General features: G+C 70.3%; 15 protein-coding genes. 5 read left to right on the top strand and 10 right to left on the bottom strand.

Annotated features, from left to right (window positions below):
- The coding region (locus tag AWB89_RS24865; protein WP_142282632.1) for a PE family protein at positions 1 to 662 on the bottom strand (662 nt) is incomplete at its 3' end.
- Positions 663 to 761: 99 nt separating this feature from the next.
- On the opposite strand from AWB89_RS24865, the gene AWB89_RS24860 reads away from it, so the two are divergent.
- From AWB89_RS24860 to rfbA, 3 genes are read left to right on the top strand one after another with little or no spacing between them, the layout of a single operon-like run.
- Positions 762 to 1,517 carry a maleylpyruvate isomerase family mycothiol-dependent enzyme gene (locus tag AWB89_RS24860; RefSeq protein WP_085177289.1) on the top strand — a complete coding sequence of 252 codons (756 nt, stop codon included), beginning with the start codon at positions 762 to 764 and terminating at the stop codon, positions 1,515 to 1,517.
- A gap of 28 nt (positions 1,518 to 1,545) precedes the next feature.
- On the top strand, positions 1,546 to 1,914 hold the full coding sequence (locus AWB89_RS24855) for a nuclear transport factor 2 family protein (RefSeq protein WP_085177293.1): 369 nt from the start codon (positions 1,546 to 1,548) through the stop codon (positions 1,912 to 1,914).
- Between the two features lie 22 nt (positions 1,915 to 1,936).
- Positions 1,937 to 2,806, top strand: coding sequence for a glucose-1-phosphate thymidylyltransferase RfbA (gene rfbA / locus AWB89_RS24850; protein ID WP_085104408.1), 870 nt, complete (start codon positions 1,937 to 1,939; stop codon positions 2,804 to 2,806).
- Here the strand turns inward: rfbA and AWB89_RS24845 are convergent.
- The 8 genes from AWB89_RS24845 to AWB89_RS24810 all read right to left on the bottom strand — a co-directional run bounded on the left by AWB89_RS24845 (position 2,754) and on the right by AWB89_RS24810 (position 14,496).
- Positions 2,754 to 4,046 carry a YibE/F family protein gene (locus AWB89_RS24845; protein WP_085177287.1) on the bottom strand — a complete coding sequence of 431 codons (1,293 nt, stop codon included), beginning with the start codon at positions 4,044 to 4,046 and terminating at the stop codon, positions 2,754 to 2,756. The two genes, rfbA and AWB89_RS24845, sit on opposite strands and share 53 nt — an antisense overlap.
- Before the next feature lie 35 nt (positions 4,047 to 4,081).
- Positions 4,082 to 5,371, bottom strand: coding sequence for a pyridoxal phosphate-dependent aminotransferase (locus AWB89_RS24840; protein WP_085177285.1), 1,290 nt, complete (start codon positions 5,369 to 5,371; stop codon positions 4,082 to 4,084).
- Between the two features lie 29 nt (positions 5,372 to 5,400).
- Positions 5,401 to 8,310, bottom strand: a complete 2,910-nt coding sequence (locus tag AWB89_RS24835; RefSeq protein WP_085177283.1) for a heterodisulfide reductase-related iron-sulfur binding cluster — start codon at positions 8,308 to 8,310, stop codon at positions 5,401 to 5,403.
- A 168-nt stretch (positions 8,311 to 8,478) separates the two neighbouring features.
- Positions 8,479 to 10,239: an Hsp70 family protein gene (locus AWB89_RS24830; protein ID WP_085177281.1), complete on the bottom strand. Its 1,761-nt coding sequence runs from the start codon at positions 10,237 to 10,239 to the stop codon at positions 8,479 to 8,481.
- Between the two features lie 83 nt (positions 10,240 to 10,322).
- Positions 10,323 to 11,984, bottom strand: a complete 1,662-nt coding sequence (locus AWB89_RS24825) for an Hsp70 family protein (RefSeq protein ID WP_085177279.1) — start codon at positions 11,982 to 11,984, stop codon at positions 10,323 to 10,325.
- A 49-nt stretch (positions 11,985 to 12,033) separates the two neighbouring features.
- On the bottom strand, positions 12,034 to 12,597 hold the full coding sequence (locus tag AWB89_RS24820; protein ID WP_085104419.1) for a hypothetical protein: 564 nt from the start codon (positions 12,595 to 12,597) through the stop codon (positions 12,034 to 12,036).
- A gap of 56 nt (positions 12,598 to 12,653) precedes the next feature.
- Positions 12,654 to 13,820 carry a sensor histidine kinase gene (locus AWB89_RS24815; protein WP_241520595.1) on the bottom strand — a complete coding sequence of 389 codons (1,167 nt, stop codon included), beginning with the start codon at positions 13,818 to 13,820 and terminating at the stop codon, positions 12,654 to 12,656.
- 22 nt (positions 13,821 to 13,842) lie between these two features.
- On the bottom strand, positions 13,843 to 14,496 hold the full coding sequence (locus AWB89_RS24810) for a response regulator (RefSeq protein WP_085177275.1): 654 nt from the start codon (positions 14,494 to 14,496) through the stop codon (positions 13,843 to 13,845).
- A 150-nt stretch (positions 14,497 to 14,646) separates the two neighbouring features.
- Between AWB89_RS24810 and AWB89_RS24805 the strand changes: the two genes are divergently transcribed.
- The gene (locus AWB89_RS24805; protein ID WP_085177273.1) at positions 14,647 to 14,976 is read left to right on the top strand and encodes a WhiB family transcriptional regulator; all 330 of its coding nucleotides are present in this window, start codon (positions 14,647 to 14,649) and stop codon (positions 14,974 to 14,976) included.
- On the opposite strand, the gene lipY is transcribed toward AWB89_RS24805, so the two are convergent.
- Complete coding sequence (gene lipY / locus AWB89_RS24800; protein ID WP_170929233.1) at positions 14,973 to 16,571, bottom strand: triacylglycerol lipase LipY; 1,599 nt, start codon at positions 16,569 to 16,571, stop codon at positions 14,973 to 14,975. The two genes, AWB89_RS24805 and lipY, sit on opposite strands and share 4 nt — an antisense overlap.
- Before the next feature lie 181 nt (positions 16,572 to 16,752).
- On the opposite strand from lipY, the gene AWB89_RS24795 reads away from it, so the two are divergent.
- Positions 16,753 to 17,892: HNH endonuclease signature motif containing protein (locus tag AWB89_RS24795; RefSeq protein ID WP_085177291.1), on the top strand; the 1,140-nt coding region annotated here is incomplete at its 3' end.

The raw sequence follows: 17,892 nt of genomic DNA, 5'->3' as shown, positions 1-17,892 counted from the left end.
CCGAAGATCCCGCCCGCGCCGCCGTTGCCGCCGTTCCCGCCGCTGACACCGAAACCGGTGGAGAACCCGCCGGCGCCGCCCGCGCCGCCGGCGCCGAAGAGCGCACCCGCCCCGCCGTTGCCGCCGTTGCCGGGAGTCAGACCCGACCAGCCGGCGCCGCCCGCGCCGGCCGAGCCGAGCAGCCCCGCCGCCCCGCCGTTGCCGCCGTTGGGGTGGGCGGCGCCTCCCGAACCGCCGGCCCCGCCGTTGCCGAGCAGGATGCCCGCGTCCCCGCCGTTAGCCCCGGTGCCAGGGGCGCCGTTGGCGCCGTTGCCGATCAGCGGGCGCCCGAACAGCGCCTCCGTCGGTGCGTTCATGGCGTCCAGCAGGGTCTGCTGGACGTTGGCGGCCTCGGCGCCGGCGTACGAGGCCCCGCCCGCGCTCAGGGCCTGCACGAACTGGTCATGAAGCGCGGCCGCCCGTGCGCCCAGCGCGTGAAAGTCCAGCGCCTGGCCGGAAAACACCGAGGCGATCGCGGCCGACACCTCGTCGGCGCCCGCGGCCAGCACCCGCGTCGTCGACGCCGCCGCGGCCGCGTGGGCGGCACTCAGCGTGGTACCGATGCCCGCCAGATCCGAGGCCGCCGCCCCCAGCGCCTCGGGTGCAATGATCACAAATGACATTCCCCCGCACCTTTCGTCAGGTCCTAGGACGGACGTTATCGCCCCCGCGGGGTCGGCGCAGTGGATCACCCGGTCCGGGCCGGCGAGTAGCCTGACCGCGTGGACTATGCCGCCGCGTTTCTCGAGGAGAACCGGGCGTTTGCCGAGCTTTTCCGCGACGCCGACGAGTCGACGCCGGTGCCGACGTGCCCGGGCTGGACGCTCACCCAGCTGTTGCGGCACGTCGGCCGCGGCGACCGCTGGGCGGCGCAGATCGTGCGCGACCGGCTCGAGGAATACCTCGACCCGCGAACCGTGGAGGGCGGCAAGCCGCCGCCGGATCCAGCCGACGCGATCTCCTGGCTGCAGGGCGGCGCGCAGCGGCTGGTCGACGCCGTCGAGCTGTCGGGCGTGGAAACGCCGGTGTGGACCTTCCTGGGGACGCGCCCGGCGAACTGGTGGGTCCGCCGGCGGCTGCACGAGACGGCGGTGCACCGGGCCGACGCCGCGCTCGCGCTCGGCACCCAATTCAGCCTCGACGCGGAGATCGCGGCCGACGCGATCACGGAATGGCTTGAGCGGGTGGCGATTCAGGCCGGCGCCGAGGGCGCGCCGCTGCCGCTCGGGGACGGCGAGACTCTGCACCTGCACGCCACCGATCCCGGGCTGGGCGACGCCGGCGAATGGACGATGCGCGTGGACGGCGGCGCCATCACCTGGTCGCACGATCACGGCAAGGGCAGCGCGGCGCTGCGCGGCGGCGCGACCGAGTTGCTGCTGGCGATCCTCCGCCGGGTGCCGGTGGCCGACACCGGTATCCAACTGTTCGGCGACGACGCCGTGTGGCGCAAATGGCTGGACCGTACGCCTTTATAACTCGGGTGGACACGGTACCTTGCTGACCATGACCACATCGGAGATCGCCACCGTTCTGGCGTGGCACGACGCCCTCAACGCCTCCGACATGGCGACGTTGGAGGCGCTTTCCAGCGACGACATCGAAATCGGCGACGCCCACGGGGCCGCCCAGGGTCACGAGGCGCTGCGGCGGTGGGCCGGTTCCCTGCGGGGGACGGCGGAGCTCGGCCGGATGTATGTGCACGACGGCGTCGTGGTCGTCGAGCAGAAGGTCAGCACCCCCGACGGCGGGGTCACCAACGCCGCGTCGGCGTTCCGGGTGGTCCGCGATCACGTCACCGCGGTGTTCCGGCACGAAGATCTGGCCGCCGCGCTGGCGGCCACCGAAGTCACCGAGGCCGACCTCGTCAATTAGCGGCCGAACAGGAGAGGCAGTCATGCGCGGGATCATTTTGGCGGGCGGATCGGGCACCCGCCTGCATCCGATCACCATCGGCATCAGCAAGCAGCTGCTGCCGGTCTACGACAAACCGATGATCTACTACCCGCTGTCCACGCTGATGATGGCCGGCATACGCGACATCCTGGTGATCACGACGCCCCACGACGCGGCCGGCTTCGAACGGCTCCTCGGCGACGGCTCGCAGTTCGGCATCAACCTCAGTTACATCCAACAGGCCCAACCCGAAGGCCTGGCACAGGCTTTCGTGCTCGGCGCCAACCACCTGGGCAACGATTCGGCGGCTTTGGTGCTGGGCGACAACATCTTCTACGGCCCGGGCCTGGGCACCAGCCTGAGCCGCTTCCAATCCATAAGCGGCGGAGCGATTTTCGCTTACTGGGTGGCCAACCCGTCGGCCTACGGTGTCGTCGAGTTCTCCGACGACGGCATGGCGCTGTCGCTGGAGGAGAAGCCGGCCACGCCGAAGTCGCAGTACGCGGTGCCGGGGCTGTACTTCTACGACAACGACGTGATCGAGATCGCCAAGAACCTGAAGAAGTCGGCCCGCGGCGAATACGAGATCACCGAGGTCAACCAGATCTACCTGAACCGGGGCCGGCTGTCCGTCGAGGTGATGGCCCGCGGGACGGCGTGGCTCGACACCGGCACCTTCGACTCGCTGCTCGACGCCAGCGACTACGTCCGCACGCTGGAACGGCGGCAGGGCCTCAAGGTCAGCGTCCCCGAGGAAATCGCCTGGCTGCAGGGCTGGATCAGCGACGAGCAGCTGGCCGACCGGGCCCGGACCCTGGTCAAGTCGGGTTACGGCGACTACTTGCTGGGGCTGCTGGAACAGCGGCGCTGACCGTCGCGGTGACCGAAGCCGGTGCCGGGGCGGGCTTGGCGAGCACCGCGGCGATCCCGGTCGTCAGCGGCACCGACAGCGCCAGCGCGATGCCGCCCACCGCGGAGCGGGCGAGCTCGATGGCGACGTTCTCGCTGGTCAGCACGTCGGTCAGCGACCGGTTGGAGACGCTGAACAGCAGCAGCAACGGCAGCGACGTGCCGGCGTAGGCCAGCACCAGCGTGTAGACCGTGCTGGCGATGTGGTCGCGGCCCACCCGGATGGCGCCCACGAAAACCGCCCGCCGCGAGCCGCCGAGGTGAGCGAGCTCGAACACGGTCGACGCCTGGGTCACGGTCACGTCGTTGAGCACGCCCAGCGACCCGATGATGAACCCGACCAGGAGCAGACCGCTGATCGACACGTTGCCCAGATATGCGGAGACCTGGCCGTTCTGGTCGTCCGACAGCCCGGTCAGGTGCGCGAGATCGACTGCGGCCCAAGATAATCCGGCGGCCAACAGCAGTGACGTCAGGGTGCCCAGCAGCGCGGCGCTGGTGCGCAGGTTGACGCCGTGCGCGAGGTAGATCACCGCGTAGAGGATGGCCGCGGACGCCACCAGCGCCACCGGGACGGCAGGCGCGCCGTCGCGCAGCGCGGGCAGCAGGAACACCACCAGCACGAGGAACGCGACCACGATGCCGACCAGCGCGAGCAGCCCGCGCCAGCGCGCCACCGCGACGACCACCACCGCGAACGCGACCGCGAGGGCAATCAGCTGCCAGCCGCGCTCGAAGTCGTAGAAGGCGTAGCTGGTGGTGCCCTGCTCGTCGACCTGCCGGACGAGCCGCACGCGGTCACCCGGCGCGAAGTGCGGCTGTCCCGGCCCCGGCGAGGACTCCAGCAGCGTCTTGGCGCCGGCGTTCGGCCCGGAGTCGATGGCCATCAGCGTCTGGGTGCACCGCCCGGCGCCCGGGACGGCCGGTTCCGGCGCCGTGGTGAGCACCTGACCCGCCGACGCGCTGCCGCAGTCGGCCAGGGCGCTGGACAGCACATGCCCGCGCTGGGTGCTCACGGCGCCGCCGGCCGCGTTCTGGAAGGGCATCGGGATGTCGACGTGCTGGCGGCTGGGCCAGAGCACCACCGCACCGGCGATCACGGCCACGCCGATGGCGACCAACAGCCCGACGACGATCTTGGCGGGCAGCGGGCCCAGCGGAGACGGTCCCGACGAGAAGCTGTGGGAGTGCGAGTGGGTCACCCGGTCGAGGGTAGAGGGCGCCGCTGCGAGCTTGCTTACTGCCGATAACTGGTCAGGAAGTTGCCCAGCCGCTCGATCGCGGCGGCGAGGTCGCGGGACCACGGCAGCGTCACGATGCGCAGGTGATCGGGCTCGGGCCAGTTGAACCCGGTGCCCTGGGTCACCAGGATCTTCTCGGACAACAGCAGCTCGAGGACCAGCTGCTCGTCGTCGGCGACGTCGTAGACCTCGGGGTCCAACCGGGGAAACGCGTACAGCGCGCCCTCGGGCTTGACGCAGGACACACCCGGGATCTCGTTGAGTTTGGTCCAGGCCACGTCGCGCTGCTCGAGCAGCCGGCCGCCGGGAAGGACCAGGTCCTCGATGCTCTGATGGCCGCCGAGGGCGACCTGGATGGCGTGCTGCGCCGGAACGTTGGGGCACAACCGCATGTTGGCCAGCAGGCTGATGCCCTCGATGAAGCTGCTGGCGTGGTCCTTGGGGCCGGTGATGGCCAGCCAGCCGGCCCGATACCCGGCCACCCGGTACGCCTTCGACAGCCCGTTGAAGGTCAGGCACAGCATGTCCGGCGCGAGCGAGGCCACGTTGATGTGCTTGGCGTCGTCGTAGAGGATCTTGTCGTAGATCTCGTCGGCGAGCAGCAGCAGCTGGTGCTTGCGCGCCAAATCGACCATCTGGGTGAGGATTTCGCGGCTGTAGACCGCGCCGGTCGGGTTGTTGGGGTTGATCACGACCAGCGCCTTGGTGCGCTCGGTGATCTTGGATTCCAGGTCGGCGATGTTGGGCTGCCAGCCCTGGGTCTCGTCGCACAGGTAGTGCACGGGGGTGCCCCCGGCCAGCGACGTCGACGCCGTCCACAGCGGGTAGTCCGGCGCCGGGATCAGCACCTGGTCGCCGTTGTCCAGCAGGGCCTGCAGCGTCATCGTGATCAGCTCGGAGCACCCGTTGCCCAGGAAGACGTCGTCGACGTCGAACCGGGGGAAGCCCTCGACCAACTCGTACCGGGTGACCACCGCGCGGCGGGCCGGCAGGATGCCCTGCGAATCCGAGTAGCCCTGGGCGTACGGCAGGGCCTGGATCATGTCGCGCATGATCACGTCGGGCGCCTCGAAGCCGAACGGCGCCGGGTTGCCGATGTTGAGCTTGAGGATGCGGTGTCCCTCGGCCTCCAGCCGCGCGGCGTGCTGGTGCACCGGGCCGCGGATCTCGTACAGGACGTCCTGAAGCTTGGACGACTGCGCGAAGGTCCGCTGCCGGTGATGACCGACGGCGTGCACGGGCAGCTGGTGAGTAGTCACGTCACCTATGGTGCCATTGTTGTCCAGCGAAATTTGCTGACAGCATCAATTTGTGATCAACGCTTCCCCGGCGGACGAGCGCCGCGCGCGATGCCCAGCCCCTTCACGGGAGCGGCGGGCTTTGCTGCGTCGCCGTCGGACTGCGTGGACGGCTCCGGCGTGGGCTCCGCTTTCGCCTCGGGTTGCTCGGCGGGCGGCGCCTCGGTCGGCTTCGCCTTCTCCGCGGGAGCGGGGGCGGCAGGTGCCGCCTTCTTGGCGCCGGGTCGCTTGGCGCCGGCGGCGATGCCCAGCCCCTTGACCGGCGCGGCCGGTGCCTTCGCTTCCCCGGCCGGCTCGGCCTTTTCCGCCTCCGCGGCCGGGGCCTCGGCGGGCGCTTCGGTCGCCTTCGCGGCAGCCGTGGGCGCCGCCTTCTTGGCGCCGGGTCGCTTGGCGCCGCCCGCGATGCCCAGCCCCTTGACGGGTGCGGCGGGAGCCTTGGCTTCCTCGGCGGCGGGCGCCTTGGCCTCGGCGGCCGGTGCCGCGGGCGCGGCCTTCTTGGCGCCGGGTCGCTTGGCGCCCCCGGCGATGCCCAACCCCTTGGCCGGGGCGGCCTTGGCCGGCTCGGCGGCCTTGGCGGGCTCGGGCTCGGCGGGCTTGGCCGGCGCCTCGGCGGGCGCGGTGGCGGTCGCGGCCTCGGCCTTGGGCGCCGCCTTCGGCTTCTCGGCGGCCCGCTTCTCGGCTTCCTTTGCGGCCGTGCCCTTTTCGGGCAGTGTCGCCTTGTCGTACTCGAGCGAGCCGAGGAGAATCTGCGCCACGTCGAGCACCTCGACGCCGCTGCGGCCGGCTTCCTCCTGACGGTCGTTGACGCCGTCGGTAACCATCACCCGGCAGAACGGGCAGCCGGTGGCGATCGTGGCGGCGTTGGTGGCCAGCGCCTCGTCGACGCGCTCGTGGTTGATCCGCTTGCCGATGTGCTCTTCCATCCACATGCGGGCACCGCCGGCGCCGCAGCAGAAGCTGCGCTCGGCGTGCCGCGGCATCTCGGTGAGGTTGGCCCCCGCGGCGCCGATCAGTTCGCGGGGCGCCTCGTACACCTTGTTGTGCCGGCCCAGGTAGCAGGGGTCGTGATAGGTGATGTCCTGCGACACCGGCGTGACCGGCACCAGCTTCCGGTCGCGCACCAGCCGGTTGAGCAGCTGGGTGTGGTGCAGCACGGTGTAGTTGGAGCCCAGCTGCCGGTATTCCTTGCCGAGAGTGTTGAAGCAGTGCGGGCAGGTCACCACGATCTTGCGGTCGACGGTCTCCACGCCCTCGAAGACGCCGTCCAGTGTCTCGACGGCCTGGGCGGCCAGCTGCTGGAACAGGAACTCGTTGCCGGACCGGCGCGCGGAGTCGCCATTGCAGGACTCGCCCGTGCCCAGCACCAGGTACTTCACGCCGGCGATGGCCAGCAACTCGGCGACGGCCTTGGTGGTCTTCTTCGCCTTGTCGTCGTAGGCGCCCGCGCAGCCCACCCAGAACAGGTACTCGAAGCCGTCGAAGCTGTCGACGTCCTCGCCGTACACCGGGACGTCGAAGTCGACCTCGTCGATCCAGTTGGTCCGGTCGGAGGCGTTCTGCCCCCACGGGTTGCCCTTGGTCTCAAGGTTTTTGAACAGCACCGACAGCTCGGAGGGGAACTCCGACTCCATCATCACCTGGTAGCGGCGCATGTCGACGATGTGGTCGATGTGCTCGATGTCCACCGGGCACTGCTCCACGCAGGCGCCGCAGGTCACACAGGACCACAGCACGTCGGGGTCGATGACGCCGCCCTGTTCCTCGGTGCCGACCAGCGGCCGGGTGGCCTGCGCCGGTCCGGAGCCCATCACGCGGCCGAAGCCCGATTCGGGGACGTGATGCTCCTCGGCGTGCTTCTCGCCGGACAGCTTCTCGCCGATCCCGCCCTCCGGCGTGTTCTCGGCGGGGGTCTCCTTGTCGCCCAGGATGTACGGCGCCTTGGCCATCCAGTGGTCGCGCAAGTCCATGATGACGAGCTTGGGCGACAGCGGCTTTCCGGTGTTCCAGGCTGGACACTGCGACTGGCAGCGCCCGCACTCGGTACAGGTGGCGAAGTCCAGCATCGCCTTCCAGCTGAAGTCCTCGATCTTGCCGCGCCCGAATTCCGCGTCGTCGGGCGGGTTTTCGAAGTCGATCGGCTTGCCGTCGGCCTCGATCGGCAGCAGCGGGCCCAGCCCGTCGGGCAACCGCTTGAAGATGACGTTGATCGGCGCCGAGAAGATGTGCAGGTGCTTGGAGTGCAGGACGATGATCAGGAACGCCAGCATGACGCCGATGTGCAACAGCAGGGCCGTCGTTTCGATGTACTCGTTGGCGGGCTGCCCGAGCGGGCGCAGGATCGCGCCGAACAGCTGCGACAGGAAGGCGCCCCTGCCGTAGGGCAGCGTGCCGTTGTTCACCGCCGACCCGCGGACCAGCACGTAGGTCCAGATGACGTTGAAGATCATGAACAGGATCAGCCACGCGCCGCCGGTGTGGGAACCGTAGAACCGCGACGAGCGGCCGTATTCCTTCGGCTCGGTGCGGAGCCGGATGATGGCGAACGTCGTGATGCCGAGGAACACGGCGGTGGCGAAGAAGTCCTGCAGGAAGCCCAGCGCGTCCCAGCGCCCGATGATCGGGATGTGGAAGTTGTCCTGGAAGAGCAGCCCGTAGGCCTCGATGTAGACGGTGAGCAGGATGAAGAAGCCCCACATCGTGAAGAAGTGGGCCAGGCCGGGAAGCGACCACTTCAGCAGCTTGCGCTGCCCGAAGACCTCGGACAGCTCCGCCCAGACCCGCCCGGGAATGTCATCGGTGTGCCCGGGGGACGGTTTCCCGGAAGTGACGAGCTTGAAGAGCCACAGGACCCGCCGCGCCGCGAAAAGGAGCACGAGCAACGTCATGCCCATGCCCACGACCAGCCTGATGAGCATCTGTGTGGTCACGAAAACTCTCCCCGATGCATAGTTACTTAACCTGCTCTGTTTCCCGATTAGCCCTGCTCATAGTTGCATCTCCGCCGCTAACGGCGCGAGAAAGGCTGCCCTAACTTACCGCCGGGGTCGCCGTGGCCGGTGATGGAATCCGCCCGGTGCTCGGCGCCTCCGCGCGCGTCAGTAGCCCCACGGCGGCGACGTCGTCAGCGGCCACGGGGCCGTCGGCGGATAGGTGTTCAGCGTCCGCGGTTGCGTCGTCTCCGGGTAGGTCGGTCCCGGGTAGGTGGTGGTCGGCGCGGTGGTGCGCGGCGCGGTTGTCGTCGTCCGGGTCGGGGTCGTCGACTGGGCGGTGCTGGTCTCCGGCGGCCGAGTGGTCGCCCACGTCGTCGTCGGCGCCGTGCTCACCGTGGTCACGGTGGTCACCGTCGTCGGCGGTGGCGGCGCCTCGGACGGCGCCGGGCTCGGGAAGCTCGGGGAAGGCAACTCCGAGTTCTCCTGGACCTCCGACGATTCGACCGGCGACGTGACCTTCGCCGGGGCCGGACTCTTGATGGAGGTCAACTTGAACACCGCGGCCACGACCATCGCCACCAGGGCCACGGCGGCGGCGCCGGTCACGGCCACGAGCAGCCCCGGGCGGGTATACCAGCGCCTGCGCTCGCCGGCATAGGCGGGCGGTGCACCCTCTTCGTAGCCCGGGTCGTCGCCCGCGTAGGGGATCGGGTCGGCCTCTCCGTCGGCGTCCTGCGACCACGCCAGGGCACGGTAGGTTGCCGACCGGTCGTCGTCGGCGGCCGATTCACCGGCGGCTTCGCTGGCGGCCTGAATCGCCCATCCGGCCGGCGCGACGTCGGTCGGCTGGCCGCCCGGTGCGTCCAGCGCGGGTCCCGGGGCCGTCGGGACGCTCGGCGTGAACCGCTGGCGGCCCAGCTCCGCGGCGCCGACCGCCGCGCTCAGCGCCGGCTGCGACGTGGTGAAGATCGGCACATCGAGGCGCTCCGACAGCCGCGACGTGATCAGTGGGATGCAGGCGCCGCCGCCCACGGTCGCGGCGGCGGCCAGGTTCGTCCTGGGAATTCCGTTGCGCTGCAAGATGTCCTCGACGGCCGCGACGAACTCGTCCAGCGGCTCGGAGATCATGTCTTCGAACTCGCCGCGGGACAGCCGGACGTCTTGACCGAAACCCGGCATCGGGGCCGGAACGACGGTCACCGTGGCCGCCGACAACCGTTCCTTGGCGCGCCGGCATTCGTCGAATCGACGGCTCAGCGACGCCATCGGGCTGGTGCCCGTGCCGTCCGCGTCCCCGGCCAGGAGGTCGCCCGTCTGCAGGTTGCGCAGCATCAACTGGTCGATCCGGTCGCCGGAGAACTCGCCGTATCGGACCGTGGGGCCGATCTGCTGGAAATTCGAGGCGGCGTCGGTCAGGGTGACGCTGGTTCCGCTCGCGCCGAAGTCGCACAGGGTGACGACGCCGTCGGTCGGGAACCCCGGCTCGGAGTGCAGGGCCGCGAGCGCGGCCGTCGCATCCGGGATGGTGACCGGGGGCGCGCCCCCGGGCGGCGTCAGGGTCGGCTGCGCGAACAATGCCTCACGCAGCGCTGCGGTTTGGTCCGCCGACCAGTACGCGGGAACGGCGACGGTGACGGGCGCGTTGTCGCCGACCGCGCGAGCCATCGCCTCGAGCGCTTCGGCCGTCAGCCGCTCGGCGCTGTGGGGTGTCCCGTCGGCCGCGAGCACGGGAGCGGACTGTCCCACCCGCTCGACGAATCCCCTCATCACCTGGCCCGCGCCGATCGAGTTCGGTTCCGGGTCACCGACTTTGGCGGCGGCGTGTTGAAAAAGTGTCAATACGGATCTGCGGGTCAGCGGCGTGCCACCCGCGCGGACGGCGACCAGGTTGGCAGCCCCGATCGACAGTCCGAGCGAATCGCTCACTCTGCGTAGCCCCCAAAAATCACGCCCAGGGGAGTACCCATGGCCCGGCGGCGAAACCGGAGAATTGCCTGAGAGTCAGGCGTTTAGTGCCGGAACGGCGGTTGGGGAAACAGCGTCGGCGGTCGTTGTGTGGTCGGCGCCGCGGTGGTGGTCGGCGCCGCCGACGTGGTCGTGGCGGCGCTCGTGGTCGTCGGTGCCGCGCTGGTGGTCGTGGGCGCGGCCGTCGTCGTGGTGGGCGCCTGGCTGGTGGTGGTGTCGGACGGCTGCGTCGACGGCTGCGGCGGGGGCGGGAGCACCGTCACGGTGGTGGTGCCGTTCGGCCCCGTGATCGTCTCCGTCTGCGACGTCTGCGGCGGCGCCGGCTCGTTCGGCGGGGTGTTGTTGGCCGGGGCCGGCTTGGGATGGCCGAGGGTCAGCGCCAACACGATCGCGACCAGGACGGCCGCGGCCGCGCCGACGACGCTCAACACCAGCGCCGTGCGTTTGTACCAGGGCAGCGAACCGGCCGCGGCGGCGTAGCGGCCGCTGTCCGCATCGCCGGATCCCGTTGGCTCCCGGCCGTATTGGCCGGTCATGTCGGGTCCCGCGTACGGCACCGGCTCGGCGGCGTCGTCCGCGTCCTGTGACCACGCCAGCGGGCTGGCCCCCTCGGCGACCCGGGCGGTCTGCACCAGTTCGGTCGGGTTCTCGACGACGGGGCCGGCCGCGGTCGCGACGCCCGCCGCGCCCTGCAACGCGCCGAGCGCCGCCGCGCCGATGGCGGCGCTGAACGCCGGCTGTGGCGCGGCGTGGACCGGCGTTTGCAGGCGCTCGGACAGGCGAGCGCCGATCAGCGGAATGGCGGCGCCCCCGCCGACGGTCGCCACGGCCGCCAGGCTGGATCGCTGAATCCCGTTGCGCTGCAAGGTGTCTTCCAGGTTGGCGAGGAATCCGTCCAGCGGTGGCGAGATGAGTTGCTCGAATTCGGCGCGGGAGAGCCGGACCTCGTCGCCGGAACCCGCCGCGACCGTGGCCGCCGTGGTGGTCGACAGCTGTTCCTTGGCGCGGCGGGACGCGGCGAGCAGCCGGGATTGTGAGCCGATCCGCGCGGTGGCGCCCAGGTCGGCGCTGGTCGCGTCGGCGGCACCTCCGCGCACGTAGTCGAGGATGAGCTGATCGAGTGCGTCGCCGGAGAATTCGGTGTAGCGCACCGACGGACCGATCTGCCGGAGGTTGGCTCCCGCGTCGACCAGAGTGACGCTGGTGCCGCTGGCGCCGAAGTCGCACAGGGCGACGACGCCCTGGGCCGGAAACCCCGGCCCGCCGCGCAGCGTCGCCAGCGCGGCCGTGGCGTCGGAAATCAGAGCCGGCGCCACCCCGCCGCGCGTCAGGTCCGGCTGGGCGAAGAATTCCTCGCGCAACGCGGTGGTCTGCGCTTCGGACCAGTAGGCCGGGACCGCGATGGTGACCGGTGTGCCATACCCGACCGTGCGCGCCATGGCTTCGATCGCCTCGACCGTCAGCACCTCACCGAGGTACTTCGTCCCGTCGGCCGCCACCAGCGGCGCCCGGTCGCCGACCCGCTCGACGAACCCGCGCAGCACCAACCCGGATTCGGTCAGGTTCGGGTTTTCTTCCGGCAGGCCGATTTCAGTCGGTCGGTGCTCGAACAGCGTCAACACCGAGCTGCGGACCACCGGCGCGCCGCCCTCGCGGGCCGCCACCAGGTTGGCCGCCCCGATCGACAACCCGAGCGACTCGCTCATATCGCACACCCCATTCCAGCGAGTCTATTGAGCGCGGTCGGACTGGCGGCTATCCGATGCCGGGCGGCAGCGTGATCACCGTCGGCACCTCGGGGATGGTGATCACCGACGGCAGCGACGGCAGATGGTGCCGATGCGTGGGCTGCGGCTGGGTCGGCTGACGCGTCTGCTGCTGGGTGGGCTGCTGGGCCGGCGGCTCGACAGCGGTGCTCGTCGGTGGCGGCGTGGGCGACTCGGTGGTGGTGGGCGGCGCGGACGACTCGGTGGTCGTCGGGCTCGTCGGGGAGGGGCTGCTGGTGGTGCTCGGCGTGTGGCTGGTGCCCTGGGGGCCCTGAATCAGCTCCATGAGCCCGTAGACGATCAGCGCGAGCAGGATCGCGACGGCGATCACCCATGCGATGACTCCCAGCGGCCTCCGATACCAGGGTGTGGGCTCGGGTTCCTGGTCGAACGGATCGAGCGCCTCGGGCTGCTCGGCCGCCTCGGGTTGCTCCGGCGGGGCGTCCGCGGGCGGCGGGGATTCCCCCGGTCTCGGGGGGCCACCCGGGCCGCCGTAGTTCGCGAACTGCGTCCGCTGGTTGTGGAAGTCGTCCGGTGGGCCGTTGCGTGCCACGGCACCGATGGTACTGACACCGCCTTTCCGGGCAGCTCAGCGTCGGCACGGCGTGTTCAGTCGGCGCCGGCGGGAGCGGTCACCGATGCGCGCGTCCCACCGCCGACAGCCGACGTGAGCTTCATCGATCCGCCCATCGCCTCGACGCGAACCGCCAGCGACGCCAGGCCGATGTGCCCTTCGGCGACGCAGCGGTCGAGGATGGCCGGATCGAACCCCACTCCGTCGTCGACGACGCTGAGCGTGATCGCGTCGCCGGCCCGGGCCAGGCGCACCCGCACGGCGCTGGCCTGCGCGTGCTTGTAGGCGTTGGCGAGCAGTTCGCGGGCCGCCCGGTACAACAGGGACTGCGACCGGGGCCGGTCGACCTCTTCGAGATGGGCCTCGACGGCGAAGCCCCCGCGCAGCTCGTAGGACCGCAGCAGCTCGCGCAGCGCGGCGGTCAGACCCACCTCGGTGAGCACCTGGGGATGGAGCGCGGTGACGGTGCTGCGCAGCCGGGTCGCCGTCTCCTGTACCGCCTGGTACGCCGCGTCGAGCCCCGGATCGGTGTGCCGTTCGCGGACTTCGTCGAGCTCGAGCCGCGCCGCCAGCAGATCCTGCAGCGGCCCGTCGTGCAGGTGCTCGGCCAGTGCCCGGGCGTTGCGCTCGTCGGCGCGCATCGCCTCGGACACCAGCGTGCGGCGCATCTCGAGCAGCGCCGCCACGCGCGCCGCGGCCCGCGTCAGGAAATAGCACAGGGCCGTCATCGCGGCCGCCAGCCACAGCAGCAAACCGAAATGCGTGTAGACGACGCTCGGCAGCTCGACGGTGTCGTCGCGCTTGGAGTAGACGATCCACACGCCGAGATACCCGACGGCGGTGCAGATCCCCACGGCTGCGGCCAGCGCCGGGCGGTCCTGGAACGCCACCGAAATCGGCAACAGGAAGAACACCGGCAGCAACGCCACCGTGGCGCCGCCCGACACCACGCACAGCGCCACCACGGTCAGCACGTCAATACCCGTCGACGCCCAGCCGGCCCACGTCGGCACCGGGCCGCGCAGCACCACCACCACCCACACCAGCGCGGCGACGCTGTAGGTCCCGAGGATCACCGCGTAGGCCAACGGCAACCAGTGCTCGACCTCCCACACAGACACCAGCAGGACGATCAGGCCGATCAGCGGCAACCGCAAAAACGCCGACAGGCGGACGGGCTCGGCCGCCACGAAGTCGACCATTCGAGCCAGCGGGCGGCCCATGCTATTCGAGCAGTCCGCGCCGCATCGCGGCCGCGACGGCCGCGGCGCGATCGTTGACACCGAGTTTCTCGTACAACCGCTGCACGTGGGTCTTGACCGTGGACGGCGCCAGGTACAGCTCCGCGGCGATCGCGGGGATGGTGCAACCCTGGGCGATGAGATTCAGGACCTGGCGCTCGCGGGTGCTGAGCGCCGGCGCCGGGGCTTCGCTGCGGCGGCGGATCTCCCCGGCCAGGCCGGCGGCAAGGGCCGGCGAGACCACGTCTCGGCCCTGCGCGCAGTCGAGAACGCCCTGGACGATCTCGCTTTTCGTCGATTCCTTGGGCAGGAAGCCCGCCGCGCCCTCCGCCAGGGCGTGGAAGACGATCTCCGACTCGTCGTGCGCCGACAGCAGCAACACCCGAGTCGGCAGGTCATCCGCCCGGACCGCGGCGGCGACCTTGGCGCCGTCCATTCCGGGCATCCGGTAATCGAGCAGGGCGACGTGCGGCACATGGGTCTTGATCAGCGCCAGGGCGGCGATGCCGTCGTCGGCCTCGGCGACGACGTCGACTTCGCCGCTCGACGTCAGCGCGCGCACCACGCCATCGCGAAACAGCGGGTGATCGTCGCCCACGACGACGCGCACCTTCTCGGTCGTTGCCCGGCCGACCATGCCGCTCAGTGTCACACAGAGGTTGCCACCGTTTCCCCCAATCGGGGGACGCGCGATTCATCCCGCGCTCCGACCGGTCGGCGGACAGACAGCGCCGAGCCGTCCCGGGATAGTCATTGCCCGGGGGTGGAACCCGGCAGAAGGATCGACGTGTCCAACATCAGGGATGTAACCACCGTTTCGATCGTCACGGCGCCCGAGGCCCGCCTGGAGTGGGTGTCCAAGGCGCTCTGTCGCAGCACCGATCCCGAGGAGCTCTTCGTCCGCGGAGCCGCGCAGCGCAAGGCCGCCGCCATCTGCCGGCACTGCCCGGTTATCGCCGAGTGCCTCGCCGACGCGCTCGATAACCAAATGGAGTTCGGCGTGTGGGGCGGCATGACCGAACGCCAGCGGCGTGCGCTGCTCAAGCAGCACCCCGAGGTGGGCTCCTGGTCGGAGTTCTTCGAAGCCCGGCGCAAGCGCCGCCGCCGGACGGGCTAGGCGGTCAGCCCGAGTTCCTGGTCGATCTGCGGCCAGTATTGGGGACCGTCCAGCGTGAGGATGATCCAGTCGTGGATCTGCCCGTTGGCCAACACGAAGTTGAACGGGGCGTGCGCCGCAACCGCCTCCTGCTGGAGGACGAGCACATCGGGCGAGAGCGAATCGAGGTTGCCCGAGTAGACATAGGTCGGCGGCAGCTTGCTGAGAATCGACGACGACGCATACAACGGACTCACCCTGTAGTCGTTCGTCGGAAGGCCGGCCGCCCACTCCTGGCCGATCACCACGCCAGGCCCCACCGGAAGCAGGGGATCCTGGACGAACGCGATGTTCGGGTTGCTGAACGTGACGTCCAGCCAAGGGGACAGCAGGACCATCGACGACGGCACCGCGGCGAGCGGGTTCTGCGTCAGGGTGTATTCCTCGGCCGCCAGGGCGAGGTTGCCGCCCGCCGAGTCGCCGATCACGCTGACGTGCGGCGCCCCGTGCGCGGCGATCTGCGAGTTGATGAAGCCGGCCATGTTGGGCACCACCGTGCCGGCGGTGCCGCCCTGCTGCAGCAGCGGGTAGATCGGCACCTCGATGGTCGCGCCGGTCTGGTAGGCCATCACCGTGTAGTCGAGCCAGTGGAAGATCGACGGCGCGAAGATGAACGCGCCGCCGTGAATGGCGACCACGTAGTTGCCGTTGGGATGAGCCGGCGTGATCTGCACGACGGGCATCCCGTTGTAGGTGGTGTGCTGCACCGTTTCCCCGAGCAGCAACGGCAACAACCGCGGCGGGGTGTTGCTGAGGCCGATCCCCAGCAGCGGGTTGTCGCCGGTAAACAGCTGCAGCAGTGGGGAACTCGGCGATTCGATGTAGTTCTGCAGTCCGGAGAAGGCCAGGAACGGTTTGACCGGGTACAGCGCGGCTTCCTCGAACCTGGTCAGCAGCGAGGGCCCGCCGGTGAAAGTTCCCGTCTGCGTCGCCGGGAAGGGCGGCGCGGCCGGCGCCCCGAAGATCGTGCCGAGGACGGTGTTGGCCAGGTTGTTGAACCCGCCCTCGACGGCTTGGACGAATTCGCCGGGCAGATTTTCCAGCGCCAGTTCCCACTGGCCCAGTTGCGCGACCGTCGCCGACGCGCTGGCGTGATAGCCGCCCATCGCGGCGACGTCCTGCGCCCACATCCGCTCGTATTCCGCCTCGGCGGCCGCGATGGCCGGGGCGTTCTGCCCGAACAGGTTCGAGATCACCAGCGACACCAGCTGGCCGCGGTTGGCGGTGATCGAGCCGGGGTCCACGATCGTCGCCAGCGCGGCCTCGTAGGCGGCGGCCGCCGCCCGCGCTTGGGCCGCCGACTCTTCGGCTTGCGCCGCCGCCCCGCCCAGCCAGTTCACGTACCCGGCGGCCGCGTTGGTCATGGAGGCCGACGACGGGCCCTGCCACGCCTGGCCGGCGAGGTCCGAGGTGACGGAGTTGAAGGCGTTCGCCGCCGCACTCAACTCGCTGCGGATCCCGTCCCAGGCCGCCGCCGCCTCCAACATCGGCCCCGAACCAGGTCCATCAAGCAGCAGCACTGAATTCACCTCAGGCGGCCACACTGCGAAGCTCATTACCGCTCCCCTCGATCAGCGTTGATCGCATTCCCCTTCCAGGAACGTACCGCATCGAGTCGGGAGGTCATCCTGGAAATCTGCGTAAAAATGTCGCGGGCCGACCTCGGCGGCCAATCAGGCTGTGCCGCTTCGATCATGACCGCCAAAACTTGTCGGACCCCGCGGTGATGATGGGGTTATGTACTCGGCGACGACGCCTCGGTTGGGGGTGAACCACAAAGACCGTTTGGCGGTGTTGTTTGAGGAGTTGTCGGAGTTGGCGGGGCAGCGCAACGCCATTGATGGGCGCATCGTGGAGATCGCCGCGGAAATGGAGCGCGACCAGCTGTGCGGGAACACCGGGGCACGCTCGGTGGCGGCATTGCTGGCGTGGAAGTTGGGTTCGTCGTCGGCCAACGCACACACCATCACCACGGTGGCGCGCCGGGTGGAGGAGTTTCCGCGCTGCACCGCCGCCCTGCGGGAAGGCCAGCTGTCGCTGGATCAGGTTGGGGTGATCGCGGCGCGCGCCGCTGACGGTTCGGATGCGCATTACGCGCGGTTGGCGGCGGTGGCCACGGTCAGCCAGTTGCGCACCGCGGTCAGCCTGGAGCCGCGGCCCCCTGCGGCCCGCCCGGCACCGGAACCGTCGATCACCAAGACCGCCACCGAGGAGCTCACGTGTTGGCGGATCAAGCTGGGGCCGCTGGAGGCGGCGAAGTTCGACGCCGCGCTGGCGTCGCACCGCGATGCGCTGATCGCCGAGTGGAAACACGACCACGGCGAGGACGAGAGCGCCTCGGCTGCGCCGCCGCTGCCGGGCACCCTGGAGGCGTTTGTGCGGCTGGTGGAGTCGGGCTGGGACGCCGACGCGGTCCGCCGCCCGCACGGCGCGCACACCACGGTGGTGGCCCATCTCGACGTTGCCGCGCGGGTGGCCGCCCTGCACCTGGGCCCGCTGCTGTCTGACGCCGATCGCCAATACCTGACCTGTGATGCCACCTGTGAAGTGTGGTTCGAACGCGACGGCCAGCCGATCGGCGCCGGGCGCACCACCCGCACCATCAGCCGCCGGCTACGCCGCGCCCTGGAGCGCCGCCAGCGCTGCTGCGCGGTGCCCGGCTGCGGGGCCACCCGCGGCCTGCACGCCCACCACCTTCGGCATTGGGAAGACGGCGGCCCCACGGAGCTGGCCAACCTTGTCCTGCTCTGTCCGTATCACCACCGCGCCCACCACCAAGGCCACCTCACCATCACCGGACCCCCCGACAAGCTGAGCATCACCGACGAGCACGGCCGACCCCTGCACCCCGGATCACTCGCGCGCCCGCCCACCCAG

The sequence above is a fragment of the Mycobacterium paraense genome (genome assembly GCF_002101815.1).
Classification (GTDB): domain Bacteria; phylum Actinomycetota; class Actinomycetes; order Mycobacteriales; family Mycobacteriaceae; genus Mycobacterium; species Mycobacterium paraense.
This window is presented reverse-complemented; position numbering and strand designations above follow the sequence as displayed.